We start from the raw sequence: 16,699 nt of genomic DNA, 5'->3' as shown, positions 1-16,699 counted from the left end.
CCCAGGAACATTCGATGAATACCGAAGGACTCACTGAAGTTGCCGTAAAAGATGCTCAACCTGTGGTGGAGCAAATCGCCGAAACCCCGCCGGAACTGGAGCCTGCTCCACCCGCGGTGGTGGCCGAGACCGCAATAGCGGCGCCAGCGATTGCCATTCCCGGTCTGGATGACAGCAGCCTGTACATCCATCGCGAGCTCTCGCAACTGCAGTTCAACATCCGTGTGCTGGAGCAGGCGCTGGATGAGTCCTACCCGCTGCTGGAGCGGCTGAAGTTTCTGCTGATCTTCTCCAGCAACCTGGACGAGTTCTTTGAGATTCGTGTGGCCGGCCTGAAGAAGCAGATCACCTTCGCCCGTGAACAGGCCGGCGCCGATGGCCTGCAACCGCATCAGGCCCTGGCCCGCATCAGCGAACTGGTGCACGGTCACGTCGATCGCCAGTACGCGATCCTCAACGACATTCTGTTGCCGGAACTGGAAAAGCATCAGGTTCGCTTCATCCGCCGGCGTCACTGGACCACCAAGATCAAAACCTGGGTGCGCCGCTATTTCCGCGACGAGATCGCGCCGATCATTACCCCGATCGGCCTCGACCCGACGCACCCGTTCCCTTTGCTGGTGAACAAGAGCCTGAACTTCATCGTCGAGCTCGAAGGTATCGATGCCTTCGGCCGCGATTCCGGTTTGGCGATCATTCCGGCACCACGTCTGCTGCCGCGCGTCATCAAGTTGCCGGAAGAAGTGGGCGGCTCTGGCGACAACTACGTGTTCCTGTCGTCGATGATCCATGCGCACGCCGATGACCTGTTCCAGGGCATGAAGGTCAAGGGCTGCTACCAGTTCCGTCTGACCCGAAACGCCGACCTCGCCGTCGACACCGAAGATGTAGAAGACCTGGCCCGCGCCCTGCGCGGCGAGTTGTTCTCGCGTCGCTACGGTGACGCGGTGCGTCTGGAAGTCGCTGACACCTGCCCGAAACACCTGTCCGACTACTTGCTCAAGCAGTTCAACCTGCACGAGACCGAGTTGTATCAGGTCAACGGTCCGGTCAACCTGACCCGCCTGTTCAGCATCACCGGTCTGGACAGTCAGCGAGCGCTGCAATACACGCCGTTCACCCCACAGATCCCGAAACTGCTGCAAAACAGCGAGAACATCTTCAGCGTGATCAGCAAGCAGGACATCCTGTTGCTGCACCCGTTCGAGTCATTCACCCCGGTGGTCGACCTGCTGCGCCAGGCTGCCAAGGACCCGCATGTTTTGGCGGTCCGTCAGACCCTGTACCGCTCCGGCGCCAACTCGGAAATCGTCGATGCGCTGGTCGATGCGGCGCGTAACGGCAAGGAGGTCACTGCGGTGATCGAATTGCGCGCGCGGTTTGATGAAGAGTCCAACCTGCAACTGGCCAGCCGTCTGCAAGCGGCCGGTGCGGTGGTGATTTACGGCGTGGTCGGCTTCAAGACCCACGCCAAGATGATGCTGATCTTGCGTCGTGAGGCCGGCGAGATTGTCCGTTACGCTCACTTGGGGACCGGCAACTACCACGCGGCCAACGCCCGTCTGTACACCGACTACAGCCTGCTGACCTCGGATGACGCCTTGTGTGAAGACGTCGGCAAACTCTTCAGCCAGCTGATCGGCATGGGTAAAACCCTGCGCATGAAGAAGCTGCTGCACGCGCCGTTCACGCTGAAGAAGGGCATGCTCGACATGATTGCCCGGGAGACCCAGTTCGCCCTCGACGGCAAGCCGGCGCACATCATCGCCAAGTTCAACTCGCTGACCGATCCGAAGATCATCCGCGCGCTGTACAAGGCCAGTCAGTCCGGGGTGCGTATCGATCTGGTGGTGCGCGGCATGTGCTGCCTGCGTCCGGGCATCGCCGGGGTTTCGCACAACATCCACGTGCGCTCGATCATCGGGCGTTTCCTGGAGCACACCCGGGTCTTCTACTTCCTCAATGGCGGCGAAGAGCAGATGTTCCTGTCCAGCGCCGACTGGATGGAGCGCAACCTCGACAAGCGCGTCGAGACTTGCTTCCCGGTCGAGGGCAAGAAGCTGATCATGCGGGTCAAGAAAGAGCTGGAGCTGTATCTCACCGATAACACCCACAGCTGGAGCTTGCAGGCGGACGGCCGTTACATCCGCAACACGCCGACCGGCAACCAGAACCCGCGTAGCGCGCAGGCGACTTTGCTGGAGCGTTTGGGTAGCCCGATTCTGACCGTGCGTTAATACAAAACCTGTGGGAGCGGGCTTGCTCGCGAAAGGGGAGTGTCAGTCAATACTGATGTCGACTGACACACTGCATTCGCGAGCAAGCCCGCTCCCACATGGGGATTGTGTCGTTTGCTGAATCGCGGATACAAAAAAGGCCTTCCGAAGAAGGCCTTTTTCAATTTCAGCGAACGTTAAGCACAAAGCCCACCCGGGTCAGCCACTCCGCTTCCAGGCCGAAGTCGGCCTGAGTCAACTGGTTTTCGTCCAGCCAGTTTTCCGGGAACAACACATCCAGGCTGTCGCCATTGGCCTGTAGCACGACCTGGGGCATTTCCTGGGTGCCGCGGATGTGATGGAACAGAATCGCAAAGCGCAGCAGCACGCACAGGCGAATCAGCTTGATGCCTTCATCGCCGAAGTCGGCAAACTTGTCCCGGGGAATATTGCGGCGGTGCCCACGCACCAATAGCGCGAGCATTTGCTGGTCTTCGCGGGAGAACCCGGCCAGGTCCGAATGCTCGATCAGGTAGGCGCCGTGCTTGTGGTAGTGATAGTGAGCGATGTCCAGGCCCACTTCATGGACCTTCGCCGCCCAGCCGAGCAATTCACGCCATACCCCGTCATCCAGCTCCCAATCCTCAGCCACTTGATCGAAAGCATGCAACGCCTTGCGCTCAACGCGCACCGCTTGTTCCAGATCGACGTGATAACGCTCCATCAACGAGCTGAGGGTGCGCTCGCGGACGTCTTCGTGATGATGACGGCCCAGCAGGTCATAGAGCACGCCTTCGCGCAGGGCGCCTTCACAGTGGTCCATGCGTTGCAGCTCGAGCGCGTCGAAGATCGCTTCGAGAATCGCCAGGCCCGCCGGGAAGATCGCCCGGCGGTCGGGCTTGATGCCTTCGAAATCGATCTTGTCGGCATCGCCCAGTTTGAACAGCTTGCGCTTGAGCCAGGCCAGGCCTTCGGCATTGACCTCGCCAGTGCCATGCCCGCCGGCCTTCAGTGCCAGGCCAATGGCGCGGATGGTGCCCGAGGAGCCGATGGCTTCATCCCAGGTCAGGCGGTGCAGGGCGTGTTCGATGCTCATGATCTCCAGCCGCGCCGCCGTGTACGCCTGGGCGTAGCGGGCCGGGGTGATCTTGCCGTCCTTGAAATAGCGCTGGGTGTAGCTGACGCAGCCCATTTGCAGGCTTTCGCGCAGCAGCGGTTCGAAGCGCTGGCCGATGATGAATTCGGTACTGCCGCCGCCGATGTCGGCCACCAGGCGTTTGCCCGGGGTGTCGGCGAGGGTGTGGGAAACGCCGAGGTAAATCAGGCGTGCTTCTTCACGACCGGAGATGACTTCCACCGGGTGGCCAAGGATTTCTTCAGCGCGGCGGATAAATTCGCCACGGTTGCGGGCTTCACGCAGGGCGTTGGTGCCGACGATCCGCACGGCGCCGGGTGGCATACCGTTGATCAGTTGGGCAAAACGCTTCAGGCAATCGAGCCCGCGTTGCATGGATTCTTCACTGAGCTGGCGCTCATCGTCGATGCCTGCGGCCAGCTGAACCTTCTCCCCGAGACGCTCGAGAATACGGATTTCGCCGTTCTGGGCCTTGGCCACGACCATGTGAAAGCTGTTGGAGCCCAGGTCGATTGCGGCGATCAGGGACAGATTCTTGGCTTGGGATTGCGGCATGGTCAGGGGGTCTCGGTCGATAACCTCGACATCGTGCCACGATCAAACGCTGCCGCCAACGCGTAGGAGCTGCCGAAGGCTGCGATCTTTTACCGCGGGAATATTTGCGGTGTTGCTGATGGCCCCTTCGCGAGCAAGCCCGCTCCCATATTCAACCGAGTACCTCAGTACGAACGCGGTCAACTGTGGGAGCGGGCTTGCTCGCGAAAGCTGCCTCGCAGGCGCCGAAGATCGATCAGCCCGCCGCCTCAACCGTCCCGATAAAATTCGCCAGCTCCGCCGTCTGCGGATTCGCGAACAGAATCTTCGGATCCCCGACCTCATGCACCTTGCCCTGATGCATGAACACCAACTTATCCCCAACCTCCCGGGCAAAACGCATCTCATGGGTGACCATAATCAACGTCATCCCTTCCTTGGCCAGTTGCCGGACCACGCTCAGCACTTCATTGACCAATTCCGGGTCCAGCGCCGAGGTAATCTCATCGCACAGCAAGACCTTCGGCGACATCGCCAGCGCCCGGGCAATCGCCACCCGCTGTTGCTGCCCGCCAGACAACCGATCCGGGAAGGCATCGAATTTTTCCCCCAGCCCGACCCGCTCCAACATCTCCCGCGCCAGTTCGGCCGCTTTGGCTTTCGGCACTTTCTGCACCACTTGCGGTGCGAGCATCACGTTCTCGCCGACCGTCAGGTGCGGGAACAGGTTGAACTGCTGAAACACCATCCCGACTTTCTGTCGCAAGCTGCGCAGATCGGCACGAGCGGCGTCGAGGTAGTCGCCGTCGACTTCAATCACGCCGTCGTTGATCGATTCCAGGCCATTGAGCGTGCGCAGCAATGTGGATTTTCCCGAACCGCTGCGGCCGATGATCGCCACCACCTGGCCTTCCTCGACGCTCAGGTCGATGCCTTTGAGTACATGGTGATCGCCGTAATATTTATGCAAAGCGGAAATTCTAAGCAGAGGCATGCAGTCTCCTTTCCAGGTAGCGCGCACTGAGGGACAAGGGGTAACAGAGCAGGAAATAGCCGAGGGCCACGAGGCCGTAGACCATGAACGGTTCGAAGGTCGCGTTGGCGAGCATGCCGCCGGTCTTGGTCAGTTCGGTGAAGCCGATGATCGAGGTGACGGCGGTGCCTTTGACCACTTGCACGGAAAAGCCAACGGTCGGCGCCACGGCGATCCGCAACGCTTGCGGCAGGATCACGTAGCGCAGTTGCTCCAGCGGGCTCAGTGCCAGGCCCGACGAGGCTTCCCACTGACCATTGGGGATCGATTCGACGCAACCACGCCAGATCTCCGCCAGGTAGGCGCTGGTGAACAGCGTCAGGGCTATCGCCGCCGCCATCCACGGCGAAATCTCCACCCCGGCCAACGCCACGCCGAAGAACACCAGAAACAGCTGCATCAACAGCGGCGTTCCCTGGAACAGCTCGATGTAGGTGCGAGCGAAGTTGCGCGGCAGGGATTTTTTCGAGATGCGCATGACCATGATCAGCAAGCCGATCAGTCCGCCACCGATAAACGCCACCAGAGACAGCGCCAAGGTCCATTGCAGGCCGGTGAGCAGGTTGCGTACGACGTCCCAGAATGTGAAATCGCTCATTGGCTGCTCCGGGCTATATAGCGGCGACCAATCCAGTTCAGCAATTGGCGGATCATTAGCGCCATGCACAGGTAGACCAGCGTGGTCAGCGCATAGGTTTCAAAGGCGCGGAAGTTGCGCGACTGAATGAAGTTGGCGGCGAAGCTCAGCTCTTCGGTGGCGATCTGCGAGCAGACCGCCGAACCCAGCATCACGATGATGATCTGGCTGCTCAATGCCGGCCAAACCTTGCCCAGCGCCGGCAGCAGCACTACGTGGCGAAAGGCTTCGAAACGGGTCATCGCCAACGCGGCGGCGGCTTCCAGCTGTCCTCGGGGGATCGCTTGAATGCCGGCGCGGATGATCTCGGTGGAATAGGCGCCGAGGTTGATCACCATCGCCAGCACCGCCGCCTGCCATTCCGAAATCTGCACACCCAGTGACGGCAGGCCGAAGAAGATGAAAAACAACTGCACCAGAAACGGCGTGTTGCGGATCAACTCGACGTAGACCCCAAAAATGCCGGCGAACGGGCGGATGTTCCACGCCCGCACCAGCGCCCCGACGATGCCCAGACTCACCCCGAGCACCGCGCCGATGGCCGTCAGTTCAAGGGTGAACAGCGCACCGCGCAGCAGCAGGTCGGTGTTTTGCACCACCGGAATGAAATCGAACTGATAAGCCATGTTTAGGCTCCTTGTTTAAACGGCGTCGCACGACAGTCAGAGATCGGCCGGTAGCGGCTCTTTGAGCCAGGTCCTGGAGTTCTTCTCCAGCGCGCCGTCGGTCTTGGCGGTGGCGAGGATCTGGTTGACCTTGTCCAGCAGCGCCGGCTCGTTTTTGTTCACGCCGACATAGACCGGCGAATCCTTGAGCTTCACTTTCAGCGCCGGAATGCGTTTCGGGTTGCGCTCGCTGATGGTCACCATCACCACGTTGCCGCTGGCGATCAGATCGACTTGCCCGGCGAGGTAAGCGGCGATGGTCGAGTTGTTGTCTTCGAAGCGCTTGATGTTCACGCCTTCGGGCGCGACTTTGGTCAACTCGATGTCTTCGATGGCACCACGGGTGACGCTGATGGTTTTGCCCTTGAGGTCGTCCAGGCTTTTGATGCTGGCGTCTGGCGGACCGAAAACGGCAAGGTAGAACGGCGCGTAGGCACGGGAGAAATCGATGACCTTCTCGCGCTCGGGGTTCTTGCCGAGGCTGGAGATCACCAGATCGACCTTGCCGGTGGTCAGGAACGGAATGCGGTTGGTGCTGTTGACCGGCGTCAGCTCGAGTTTGACCTTGAGTTGGTCGGCCAGCAGTTTTGCCGTATCGATGTCCAGGCCGCGCGGTTTCATGTCCGGGCCGACCGAGCCGAAGGGCGGGAAGTCTTGAGGCACGGCAACCTTGAGGACGCCGCGCTTGACCACATCCTCCAGACCGTCGGCGTGGGCGGGCGCCTGGCTCAGCATCAGGCTGGCAAACAGGGCTGCGAGGAGGGCGCTGTAACGCTGGGTCATGGCAAATCTCCGAATCGGCGAGAAGTGAATTCTGCGGATCGACAGAGCACGGGCCATGCCAACATCGGGTTTTGGGGGCGCAAGGCCACGGTTTTGCTGGTGCTACTCGGTCTTACTGGTCTGAACAGTCGTGCGCGGTTTCGCACCCCGATAGCGCATCGCTGGAATTCGCCGAACCCCCATGGGGCACGACTTGCCGGGCGTCGCGAATAGCTTTACAACTAACCGCTCATTGGCCTGGTTCGTCTGAAAAACCATGAACTCGATCTCCCGCGCCGTACCTGAAGTGGCGCTGCTAGCCATCCGTAAACTCATCACCGAGCAAGGTTTCGGGCCGGGCGATGCTTTGCCCTCGCAACGGGATTTGGCGGTGCAATTGGGGGTCAGTCGGGCGTCGCTGCGCGAAGCGTTATCGTCATTGAGTGCGTTGGGGGTGATCAGTATCCAGCCTGGCAAAGGCGTGTTCGTGCAGTCACCGGTTGATTTGCTGCGAGGCGATGCGGGGCTGAGTTGGCCATTTGCGGCGCAAGCCTCGCCGCTGGACATCTTCCAGTTGCGCTATGCGCTGGAAGGCTTTGCGGCCGGTTTGGCGGCGGTGACCCTCAGTACTCACGAGCTCGATGCACTGGAAGATAACGTCGCCGCGATGCGCATCGAATTGAAGGCCGGCGACTTCGAGGCCGCGGCGCGACTGGATTTCGAGTTTCACCGGCGCATCCTGCTGGCGAGCGGCAATCAGGCGATGCTGAGCATTCTGACGGCCAGCGCCGACATTTTTCTAGAGAGCCAGAAACTACCGTTCATCCGGGCGGAACGGGCCATGGAAACCTGGCAGGAACACCGCAAAATCCTCCGCGCACTGGCCCGGCGGGCGTCCGGCGCAGCGCAGAAGGCCATGCACGAACATGTGCGTAACGCGGCACTGCGCACAGGAATTGCCTTCGTCGCTCCCGCCACCTCGTGACTTGGGCTATACCCAAACTCATGCGGCACCATAGCGAGACTCAATCATCTGCACCTTCCTGAACGAGGGAAGGGCGGCTATGATGGGCCACGTTTTTTTGCTTACAACCTGGAGACTTCCATGAGCAGCGATCTTATTAAACACGTCACCGACGCTAGCTTCGACGTCGACGTCCTCAAGGCCGAAGGCGCTGTACTGGTCGACTACTGGGCTGAATGGTGCGGCCCTTGCAAAATGATCGCTCCTGTTCTGGACGAAATTGCTGAAACCTACAAAGGCAAGCTGACCGTTGCCAAACTGAACATCGACGAAAACCAGGAAACTCCGGCCAAGCATGGCGTGCGTGGTATCCCGACTCTGATGCTGTTCAAGAACGGCAACGTTGAAGCCACCAAGGTCGGTGCGCTGTCGAAGTCGCAACTGGCTGCCTTCCTCGACGCCAACATCTAAGCGTCGTTGTAAAGCGTCATTTAAAAGGCCCCGCATATTGCGGGGCCTTTTCGTTATTCAGGGCTAGACGCTCCGAAACTCAGGTGGTACATTCGGCCCCGCACTGGTTTCTCCATTGCCCCCTGCTAGCCGTCGCCGACGCACTCCTTTTCGAATAAGTACGCGATCCTGTCGCCTTCTCTGCGGCGCGGCCTCATTAAGCCAAAAGCTTAATTTCCCCCCCCTCCATAAATGATTACGTCATTCCTATATGAATCTGACTGAACTCAAGCAAAAGCCGATTACCGAACTGCTCGAATTGGCCGAACAGATGGGCATAGAAAATATGGCCCGTTCGCGCAAGCAGGACGTGATTTTCTCCCTGCTCAAAAAGCACGCTAAAAGCGGCGAGGAAATCTCCGGTGATGGCGTGCTGGAGATTCTCCAGGACGGCTTCGGCTTCCTTCGCTCCGCTGACGCTTCCTATCTCGCCGGCCCAGACGATATCTACGTCTCGCCGAGTCAGATCCGTCGCTTCAACTTGCGCACCGGTGACACCATCGTTGGCAAGATCCGTCCTCCAAAGGAAGGCGAGCGTTATTTCGCGCTGCTCAAGGTCGACACGATCAACTACGATCGTCCCGAGAACGCGAAAAACAAGATTCTCTTCGAGAACCTGACCCCGCTGTTCCCGACCGTGCGCATGAAGATGGAAGCCGGCAACGGCTCCACCGAAGACTTGACCGGTCGTGTCATCGACCTGTGCGCCCCGATCGGCAAAGGCCAGCGCGGTCTGATCGTTGCACCGCCGAAAGCCGGTAAAACGATCATGCTGCAGAACATCGCCGCGAACATCGCTCGTAATAACCCTGAAGTTCATCTGATCGTTTTGCTGATCGACGAACGTCCGGAAGAAGTAACCGAAATGCAGCGCACCGTGCGCGGCGAAGTGGTTGCCTCGACGTTCGATGAGCCGCCAACCCGCCACGTGCAGGTTGCCGAAATGGTGATCGAGAAGGCCAAGCGCCTGGTCGAACACAAGAAGGACGTGGTGATCCTGCTCGACTCCATCACCCGTCTGGCTCGCGCCTACAACACCGTGATCCCGAGCTCCGGCAAAGTACTCACCGGTGGTGTCGATGCCCACGCCCTGGAGAAACCGAAACGTTTCTTCGGCGCCGCGCGGAACATCGAAGAAGGCGGTTCGCTGACCATCATCGCCACCGCGCTGGTTGAAACCGGCTCGAAGATGGACGAAGTGATCTACGAAGAATTCAAAGGCACGGGCAACATGGAACTGCCGCTGGATCGTCGTATCGCCGAAAAACGCGTCTTCCCGGCCATCAACATCAACCGTTCCGGCACCCGCCGCGAAGAGTTGCTGACTGCCGACGACGAGTTGCAACGCATGTGGATCCTTCGCAAGCTGCTGCACCCGATGGACGAAATCGCTGCCATCGAGTTCCTGGTCGACAAGCTGAAAACGACCAAGACCAACGATGAGTTCTTCCTGTCGATGAAACGCAAGTAAGTCGATAGATCAGCAGAAGCCGGGGAAACCCGGCTTTTTGCTATCTGATTTTTGATGAACCGGCAGTTCGTGGTTCTGAATAGAGGGGTTCGGCGCTAAACTGCCACCCCCGAACGGCACGGCCAACACGAGGCTCACGCATGCAGTATCGCGACTTGCGCGACTTTATCAGCGGCCTGGAAAAGCGCGGCGAACTCAAGCGCATCCAGGTTCCGGTGTCCCCAGTGCTCGAAATGACCGAGGTCTGCGACCGCACCCTGCGGGCAAAAGGCCCGGCCCTGCTTTTCGAAAAGCCCACGGGTTATGACATCCCGGTGCTCGGCAACCTGTTCGGCACCCCTGAGCGCGTGGCGCTGGGCATGGGCGCAGAAGCGGTCAGCGAATTGCGCGAAATCGGCAAGTTGCTGGCGTTTCTCAAGGAACCCGAGCCGCCGAAAGGCCTGAAAGATGCCTGGTCCAAGCTGCCGATCTTCCGCAAGATCATCGCCATGGCACCGAAGGTGGTCAAAGACGCGGTCTGCCAGGAAGTGGTCATCGAAGGCGACGACGTCGACCTCGCGATGCTGCCGGTGCAGACCTGCTGGCCGGGCGACGTCGGCCCGCTGATCACCTGGGGCCTGACCGTTACCAAAGGTCCGAACAAGGATCGCCAGAACCTCGGTATCTACCGTCAGCAAGTGATTGGTCGCAACAAGGTCATCATGCGCTGGCTCAGTCACCGTGGCGGCGCACTGGATTACCGCGAGTGGTGCGAGAAGCATCCTGGCCAGCCGTTCCCGGTGTCCGTGGCGCTGGGGGCTGACCCGGCGACCATTCTCGGCGCGGTGACTCCTGTGCCGGACAGCCTTTCCGAATATGCTTTCGCGGGGCTGCTGCGCGGCAATCGTACCGAGCTGGTGAAATGCCGTGGCAACGATCTGCAAGTGCCGGCGACCGCCGAGATCATCCTTGAAGGCGTGATCCATCCGGGCGAAATGGCCGATGAAGGCCCGTACGGCGACCACACTGGTTACTACAACGAAGTCGACAGCTTCCCGGTGTTCACCGTCGAGCGCATCACCCACCGCATCAAACCGATTTATCACAGCACCTACACCGGCCGTCCACCGGATGAGCCGGCGATTCTCGGCGTGGCGCTGAACGAAGTGTTCGTGCCAATCCTGCAGAAGCAGTTCCCCGAGATCACCGACTTCTACCTGCCGCCCGAAGGCTGCTCGTACCGCATGGCCATCGTGACCATGAAAAAGTCGTATCCCGGCCATGCCAAGCGGGTAATGCTCGGTGTCTGGTCGTTTTTGCGACAGTTTATGTACACCAAGTTCGTTATCGTCACTGACGACGACATCAACGCACGCGACTGGAACGACGTGATCTGGGCCATCACCACGCGCATGGACCCCAAGCGCGACACAGTGATGATCGACAACACGCCGATCGATTACCTGGACTTCGCCTCGCCGGTTTCCGGCCTGGGTTCGAAGATGGGGCTCGATGCCACGCATAAATGGCCGGGCGAAACCACTCGCGAGTGGGGCCGGGTGATCGTCAAGGACGAAGCCGTTACCCAGCGGATCGATGCCATCTGGAATCAGTTAGGAATAGATTGATGCGTGTAACCTTGCAGCCCTCCGGAGCAGTGCTACAGATTCTGCCCGGCGAGCGGATTCTCGATGGCGCGCGGCGTCTGGGCTATGAATGCCCGCAAAGCTGTCGAAACGGCAATTGCCACGTGTGCGCCGCACTGCTGGTGGAAGGGCGGGTCGAACAGGACGGCGCTGTGCGTGACCATGGCGAGTTCTACACTTGCATAGCAGAGCCGCTGGAAGACTGCATCGTGCTGTGGGATGGCGTGCTCGCGCAGGGAGAATTGCCGGTGCGCAGCTTGTCGTGTCAGGTCATAGAATGCAGGGACGTCGGCGGCGATACCTGGCGTGTGCGTCTGCGAGCACCGGCCGGCAAGCCACCGCGTTATCACGCCGGTCAGTACTTGATGATCGAGCGCGAGAGCGGCGAGAAATCCGCGTTCTCCCTGGCCTCGGCACCGCATGGCGGGCGTGATCTGGAAATCCATGTGCTGGCGCGCGAAAGCAGTGCGCTGAGCCTGATCGACCAGTTGCAACGCAACCCGATGGTACGAATCGAAATGCCGTTCGGCGACACCCATCTGGCGGAACTGCCGGACGGTCCGCTGGTGCTGATCGCTGCGGGCACAGGCATGGGCCAGATCCATAGCCTGATCGAACATTGCCGCGCCACGGGCTTCAAACATCCGGTGCATCTGTATTGGGGCGTGCGTCGTCCTGAAGATTTTTATGCCATCGAACATTGGGATGAATGGCTGAAACTGCCCAATCTATTCCTGCATAAAGTCGTCAGCGATCAATGCGGCTGGCAGGGGCGCTGCGGGATGCTGCATGAGGCGGTGTGTGAGGACTTCCTGGATCTGAAATCCTTGCATGTCTACGCCAGCGGCTCTCCGGCCATGGTCTACGGCACGCTGGATGCTTTGGTCGAAGCCGGGATGGACGCTCATCAAATGCGCGCCGATGTATTTGCTTACGCCCCGCGATCGTAGGTGGGCGAACCGTTCTAGAAGCGCACCCCGGTCGTCACCATGACGGCATTGAAGCCGAGCAACACCAGCTCGGCTGCCAACGGTCCGTAGTGTGCACCTATTGAAGGAATGATCACCGGCGCGACGCCGAAGTGATTCAGGGGGATCTTGTCCTTAGACTTGCCGCTGTAACCTTGTAGCAAGCCACCACTCAGTTTGAAGTACACGGGATAGTCGGAGCTCTCGTAGCGTTTGCCCGCATACGCATAATTTGAACGCTGGCTGAACGAGTTGCGAAAAGTTGCGCCACCAAACAACCAACCGGACGCTTGCTCACGCTCAAGGCCGATGAGGTCCTGATTGTTATTGTGGTCGGGGTCGTCAGAGTAGTGTTTGGTATAGACGCTGGCCTGCAAATACCAAGAGCCCTTGTCTTTCTCGGAAGTATCTTCTGCCCGCGACTGCTGCGCCATGAGCACCAGAAGTAGTCCGTACATCCATGGTTTTTTCATTGTTCAGGCCTGTAAGGCAGTTTGGCTTGCGCCTGTGGGTGGCCGTTATACGCCATACATACTGCAACGGACAGGCGGGAAAACTGAAGGATGTGTAGGAAGTTTCTCCTAAGTGGGCTTTATCCTAGACGCGCTAATGCTTATGTATATTTCATTCCGGTATTTAAGAATTTTTCTAAATGATATTAGGGTATATGGGCAAGCCTTCAGCTTTGGCATTTGAATGCTTATGGCTGCTCCGGAAGGTCGACCGTCTCTTAGCACTTTTCGTTTTAGTATTACTGCTATATGTTCTATAACGTGAATGTTGCTTATATTTTGTAATGATTGCAGGGCCGAAATTTCATCGCCATGAGTGCCATTGAATCTGCTTTTTTGAATCTGGCTTACCCTCCGCGGCTCGATCTGGGGCCGCAACTCACGCACGAACAATTGCTCAGCTCAATGCAGTCCACGATGGCACGCCACAAGGGCGGGCCGGTGTGGCTGTTCGCTTACGGTTCGCTGATCTGGCGTCCCGAATGCGCAGCGGTGGAGCGAGTGCGTGGTCGTGTGCATGGCTACCATCGCGGTTTGTATTTATGGTCCCACGAACATCGCGGCACACCCGAAGTGCCTGGGCTGGTGTTCGGCCTGGATCGCGGTGGTTCTTGCAGCGGCTTCGCCTATCGCTTGCCTGAAGAACAACTTGAAGCGTCTCTTTACGCACTTTGGCAGCGCGAAATGCCATTCCCGTCCTATCGCCCACACTGGCTCAACTGCCGTCTTGAAGACGGAAGTCAGGTTCAGGCGTTGGGGTTTGTATTGGAGCGGCATCTGCCCAGCTATGCGGGCAACTTGCCGGATCACGTGCTGAGCCACGTGTTCGAAAACGCTTGTGGGCGTTACGGCACGACTCGCGATTATGTCGAGCAGACCGCCCACGCCCTGCGTAGCCACGCCATGCCAGACCGGAATCTGGAGGCGCGGCTCAAGCGCTGCAAATCAAAGGCCGATCAGGCGATTGCTTCGCGGCTCTGACTGGCGACTTGTTTGTGCCACAGCGTCGGCGCAAGGAAGGCCATCGCCAGTAAGCATGCGCCGATCAGCAGCACGAAACCGCCATCCCAGCCGAAGTGGTCCACGGTGTAGCCCATCGCTGCACTGGCCGCGACCGAACCACCCAGATAACCGAACAGACCCGTGAAGCCCGCTGCCGTACCGGCGGCTTTCTTCGGTGCCAATTCCAGCGCTTGCAAGCCGATCAGCATCACCGGGCCGTAAATCAGGAAGCCGATCGAGACGAGCGCGATCATGTCGACTGTCGGGTTGCCCGCCGGGTTGAGCCAGTACACCAGGGTCGCAACAGTCACCAATGCCATGAACACCATGCCGGTCAGGCCACGGTTGCCACGGAAGATCTTGTCCGACATCCAGCCACATAGCAGCGTGCCCGGAATACCTGCCCATTCGTAGAAGAAGTAGGCCCACGAGGTTTTATCTACGGTGAATCCCTTGGCTTCCTTGAGGTAGGTCGGTGCCCAGTCCAGCACGCCGTAACGCAACAGGTAGACGAAGACGTTGGCCAGGGCGATGTACCAGAGCATTTTGTTGCGTAGCACGTATTTGACGAAGATTTCCTTGGCGCTGAATTCTTCTTCGTGGCTAGCGTCGTAGCCTTCCGGGTAGTCGTTCTTGTACTTCTCGATGGGCGGCAGGCCCACCGATTGCGGAGTGTCGCGCATGGTGACGAAGGCAAACACCGCCACCGCCATAGCGACCGCCGCCGGCACATAAAACGCTGCGTGCCAGTCATTGAACAGGCCCATGCCGAGCAGGAACAGCGGGCCGATCAGGCCGCCACCGACGTTATGCGCCACGTTCCACAAGGACACTACGCCGCCGCGTTCCTTCTGCGACCACCAGTGCACCATCGTCCGCCCACTCGGCGGCCAGCCCATGCCCTGAGCCCAGCCATTGATAAAGAGCAGGATGAACATGATGGTCACGCTGGACGTCGCCCAGGGCGCGAAGCCGAAAATGAACATCACACCGGCCGATACCAACAGGCCGAAGGGCAGGAAGAAACGCGGATTGGAACGGTCGGACACGATGCCCATCAGGAACTTGGACAAGCCGTAGGCAATGGCGATGGCCGACAGCGCCAGGCCCAGCTCACCGCGGGTATAGCCCTCTTCGATCAGATAGGGCATGGCCAGGGAGAAGTTTTTGCGCAGCAGGTAATAGCCGGCGTAGCCGATAAAAATACCGGCGAAGATCTGCCAGCGAAGGCGTCGGTAGGTGTTGTCTATTTTTTCTTCAGGCAATGGAGCCTGATGTGCGGCAGGACGAAAGAAAGCAAACATTCAAAAGCTCCAGATTTCTTGTTTTGACTGCGGATGCGAATGTTACAGTTTCGTTACCGAAAATAGCACTGGTTCACATCGCTCAAATAGTGGAAATGCTGGAGATTGCATGTTCTTTTATGAACATGTCGCTCAGGTATAAATGTAGGGCGTTGTGGGAAACGTTACTTGCAGGTCTTCATGCCGCCTTTCGGTCCAGCGTAGGGCGAGGCTTTGGGAAATGTCCTTCACTTGAATGGGAAGTAAGCGGCCTGACAACTTCATTTTGAAGTCCAGACCGCTTCATTGGGCTCAGCGAACCTGAACCACCACTTTCCCGACCGCTTTGCGCTGGCCAAGATCATTGATCGCCTGCGCCGCATTGCTCAGTGGATACACCTGCGACACCAACGGCTTCAACTTGCCCTCGGCAAACCAGCCAAACAATTGCTGGAAGTTCGCCGCGTTGTCTTGAGGCTGGCGCTGGGCGAATGAGCCCCAGAACACACCCACCACCGCTGCACCTTTGAGTAGCGCAAGATTGACCGGCAACTCAGGGATGCGACCGCTGGCAAAGCCCACCACCAGCAGACGGCCGTTCCACGCGATGGCGCGGATGGCCTGGTCGAACAGGTCGCCGCCCACCGGGTCGTAGATCACGTCGGCGCCCTGGCCATCGGTCAGGCGCTTGATTTCGTCCTTGAGACTGGTTTCGCTGTAGTTGATAAGCTCATCGGCGCCGGCAGCTTTGGCCACCGCGAGTTTTTCGGCGCTGCTGGCGGCGGCGATCACGCGGGCGCCCATGGCTTTGCCGATTTCCACGGCGGCCAGACCGACACCGCCGGAAGCACCGAGCACGAGCAAGGTTTCGCCCGGTTGCAGGTTGCCCCGTTGCTTGAGCGCGTGCATCGAAGTGCCGTAAGTCATGCTGAACGCGGCGGCGGTGTTGAAGTCCATCGATGGCGGGATGGGCAGCACGTTGTAGCCCGGCACCGCGACCTGTTCGGCGAAACTGCCCCAGCCGGTCAGCGCCATGACCCGATCGCCGACCTTGAGGTGGCTGACCTTTTCGCCTACTTCGCTGACCACGCCAGCCGCTTCGCCGCCCGGGGAAAACGGGAAGGGCGGTTTGAACTGATATTTGCCCTCGATGATCAGCGTGTCCGGGAAATTCACCCCGGCGGCGTGCACGTCCAGCAGGATTTCATTCTTCTTCGCGACAGGACTGGCGACGTCTTCCAGCACCAGCGATTCGGCAGGGCCGAAGGCTTTGCACAGCACGGCTTTCATCAGGGCTATTCCTTTGGGAGTGATGGCCGATAAGTGTAGGTGTGTGAGTCGATGGGTCAACGAGCATGCCCGGCCCTGATAGTCAGCCATAA

Annotated in this window: 15 protein-coding genes; 7 read left to right on the top strand and 8 right to left on the bottom strand. The window is 59.2% G+C overall.

Annotated elements, in window-relative coordinates; all coding sequences use genetic code 11:
* Positions 1–14 precede the first annotated feature (14 nt).
* Positions 15–2,237 (top strand): polyphosphate kinase 1, encoded by a 2,223-nt coding sequence (ppk1, locus tag FQ187_RS22800; RefSeq protein ID WP_149631194.1) that lies wholly within the window; start codon positions 15–17, stop codon positions 2,235–2,237.
* Between the two features lie 166 nt (positions 2,238–2,403).
* Here ppk1 and ppx read toward each other — a convergent pair whose 3' ends face one another.
* The 5 genes from ppx to FQ187_RS22770 form a co-directional block, all read right to left on the bottom strand.
* Positions 2,404–3,906 (bottom strand): exopolyphosphatase, encoded by a 1,503-nt coding sequence (gene ppx, locus FQ187_RS22790; RefSeq protein ID WP_149631193.1) that lies wholly within the window; start codon positions 3,904–3,906, stop codon positions 2,404–2,406.
* Between the two features lie 235 nt (positions 3,907–4,141).
* Complete coding sequence (locus FQ187_RS22785) at positions 4,142–4,879, bottom strand: amino acid ABC transporter ATP-binding protein (RefSeq protein WP_149631192.1); 738 nt, start codon at positions 4,877–4,879, stop codon at positions 4,142–4,144.
* Positions 4,866–5,516 carry an amino acid ABC transporter permease gene (locus FQ187_RS22780; RefSeq protein ID WP_149631191.1) on the bottom strand — a complete coding sequence of 217 codons (651 nt, stop codon included), beginning with the start codon at positions 5,514–5,516 and terminating at the stop codon, positions 4,866–4,868. The genes FQ187_RS22785 and FQ187_RS22780 overlap by 14 nt, the downstream gene beginning before the upstream one ends.
* Positions 5,513–6,181 carry an amino acid ABC transporter permease gene (locus FQ187_RS22775; RefSeq protein ID WP_149631190.1) on the bottom strand — a complete coding sequence of 223 codons (669 nt, stop codon included), beginning with the start codon at positions 6,179–6,181 and terminating at the stop codon, positions 5,513–5,515. Before FQ187_RS22775 ends, FQ187_RS22780 begins: the two co-directional genes overlap by 4 nt.
* Positions 6,182–6,217: 36 nt before the next feature.
* Positions 6,218–7,003, bottom strand: coding sequence for a transporter substrate-binding domain-containing protein (locus FQ187_RS22770; RefSeq protein ID WP_129440119.1), 786 nt, complete (start codon positions 7,001–7,003; stop codon positions 6,218–6,220).
* Between the two features lie 256 nt (positions 7,004–7,259).
* On the opposite strand from FQ187_RS22770, the gene FQ187_RS22760 reads away from it, so the two are divergent.
* The 5 genes from FQ187_RS22760 (at position 7,260) to FQ187_RS22740 (ending at position 12,502) form a co-directional block, all read left to right on the top strand.
* A complete protein-coding gene (locus tag FQ187_RS22760) occupies positions 7,260–7,967 on the top strand; it encodes a FadR/GntR family transcriptional regulator (protein WP_149631189.1) in 708 nt (235 codons plus the stop codon).
* Between the two features lie 120 nt (positions 7,968–8,087).
* Entirely contained in the window at positions 8,088–8,417 is a 330-nt protein-coding gene (gene trxA / locus FQ187_RS22755) for a thioredoxin TrxA (protein WP_008150340.1), read from the top strand.
* A gap of 250 nt (positions 8,418–8,667) precedes the next feature.
* Positions 8,668–9,927, top strand: coding sequence for a transcription termination factor Rho (gene rho, locus FQ187_RS22750; protein WP_007942421.1), 1,260 nt, complete (start codon positions 8,668–8,670; stop codon positions 9,925–9,927).
* A 140-nt stretch (positions 9,928–10,067) separates the two neighbouring features.
* Positions 10,068–11,534, top strand: a complete 1,467-nt coding sequence (gene ubiD / locus FQ187_RS22745) for a 4-hydroxy-3-polyprenylbenzoate decarboxylase (RefSeq protein WP_056738783.1) — start codon at positions 10,068–10,070, stop codon at positions 11,532–11,534.
* Entirely contained in the window at positions 11,534–12,502 is a 969-nt protein-coding gene (locus FQ187_RS22740; protein WP_149631188.1) for a CDP-6-deoxy-delta-3,4-glucoseen reductase, read from the top strand. Before ubiD ends, FQ187_RS22740 begins: the two co-directional genes overlap by 1 nt.
* 14 nt (positions 12,503–12,516) lie before the next feature.
* On the opposite strand, the gene FQ187_RS22735 is transcribed toward FQ187_RS22740, so the two are convergent.
* Complete coding sequence (locus tag FQ187_RS22735; RefSeq protein ID WP_178122747.1) at positions 12,517–12,993, bottom strand: sn-glycerol-3-phosphate transporter; 477 nt, start codon at positions 12,991–12,993, stop codon at positions 12,517–12,519.
* Positions 12,994–13,344: 351 nt separating this feature from the next.
* On the opposite strand from FQ187_RS22735, the gene FQ187_RS22730 reads away from it, so the two are divergent.
* Positions 13,345–14,013 carry a gamma-glutamylcyclotransferase gene (locus tag FQ187_RS22730; protein ID WP_129440131.1) on the top strand — a complete coding sequence of 223 codons (669 nt, stop codon included), beginning with the start codon at positions 13,345–13,347 and terminating at the stop codon, positions 14,011–14,013.
* Here FQ187_RS22730 and glpT read toward each other — a convergent pair.
* The gene (gene glpT, locus FQ187_RS22725) at positions 13,989–15,338 is read right to left on the bottom strand and encodes a glycerol-3-phosphate transporter (RefSeq protein WP_074871843.1); all 1,350 of its coding nucleotides are present in this window, start codon (positions 15,336–15,338) and stop codon (positions 13,989–13,991) included. The genes FQ187_RS22730 and glpT overlap by 25 nt on opposite strands.
* Before the next feature lie 291 nt (positions 15,339–15,629).
* Positions 15,630–16,607 carry an NADPH:quinone oxidoreductase family protein gene (locus FQ187_RS22720; RefSeq protein ID WP_008150352.1) on the bottom strand — a complete coding sequence of 326 codons (978 nt, stop codon included), beginning with the start codon at positions 16,605–16,607 and terminating at the stop codon, positions 15,630–15,632.
* Positions 16,608–16,699: the final 92 nt, after the last annotated feature.

Source organism: Pseudomonas sp. ANT_J28 (assembly GCF_008370005.1).
Lineage (GTDB): Bacteria > Pseudomonadota > Gammaproteobacteria > Pseudomonadales > Pseudomonadaceae > Aquipseudomonas > Aquipseudomonas frigoris.
The sequence above is the reverse complement of the archived record's forward strand: the minus strand, read 5'-3'. Positions and strand labels throughout refer to the sequence as shown.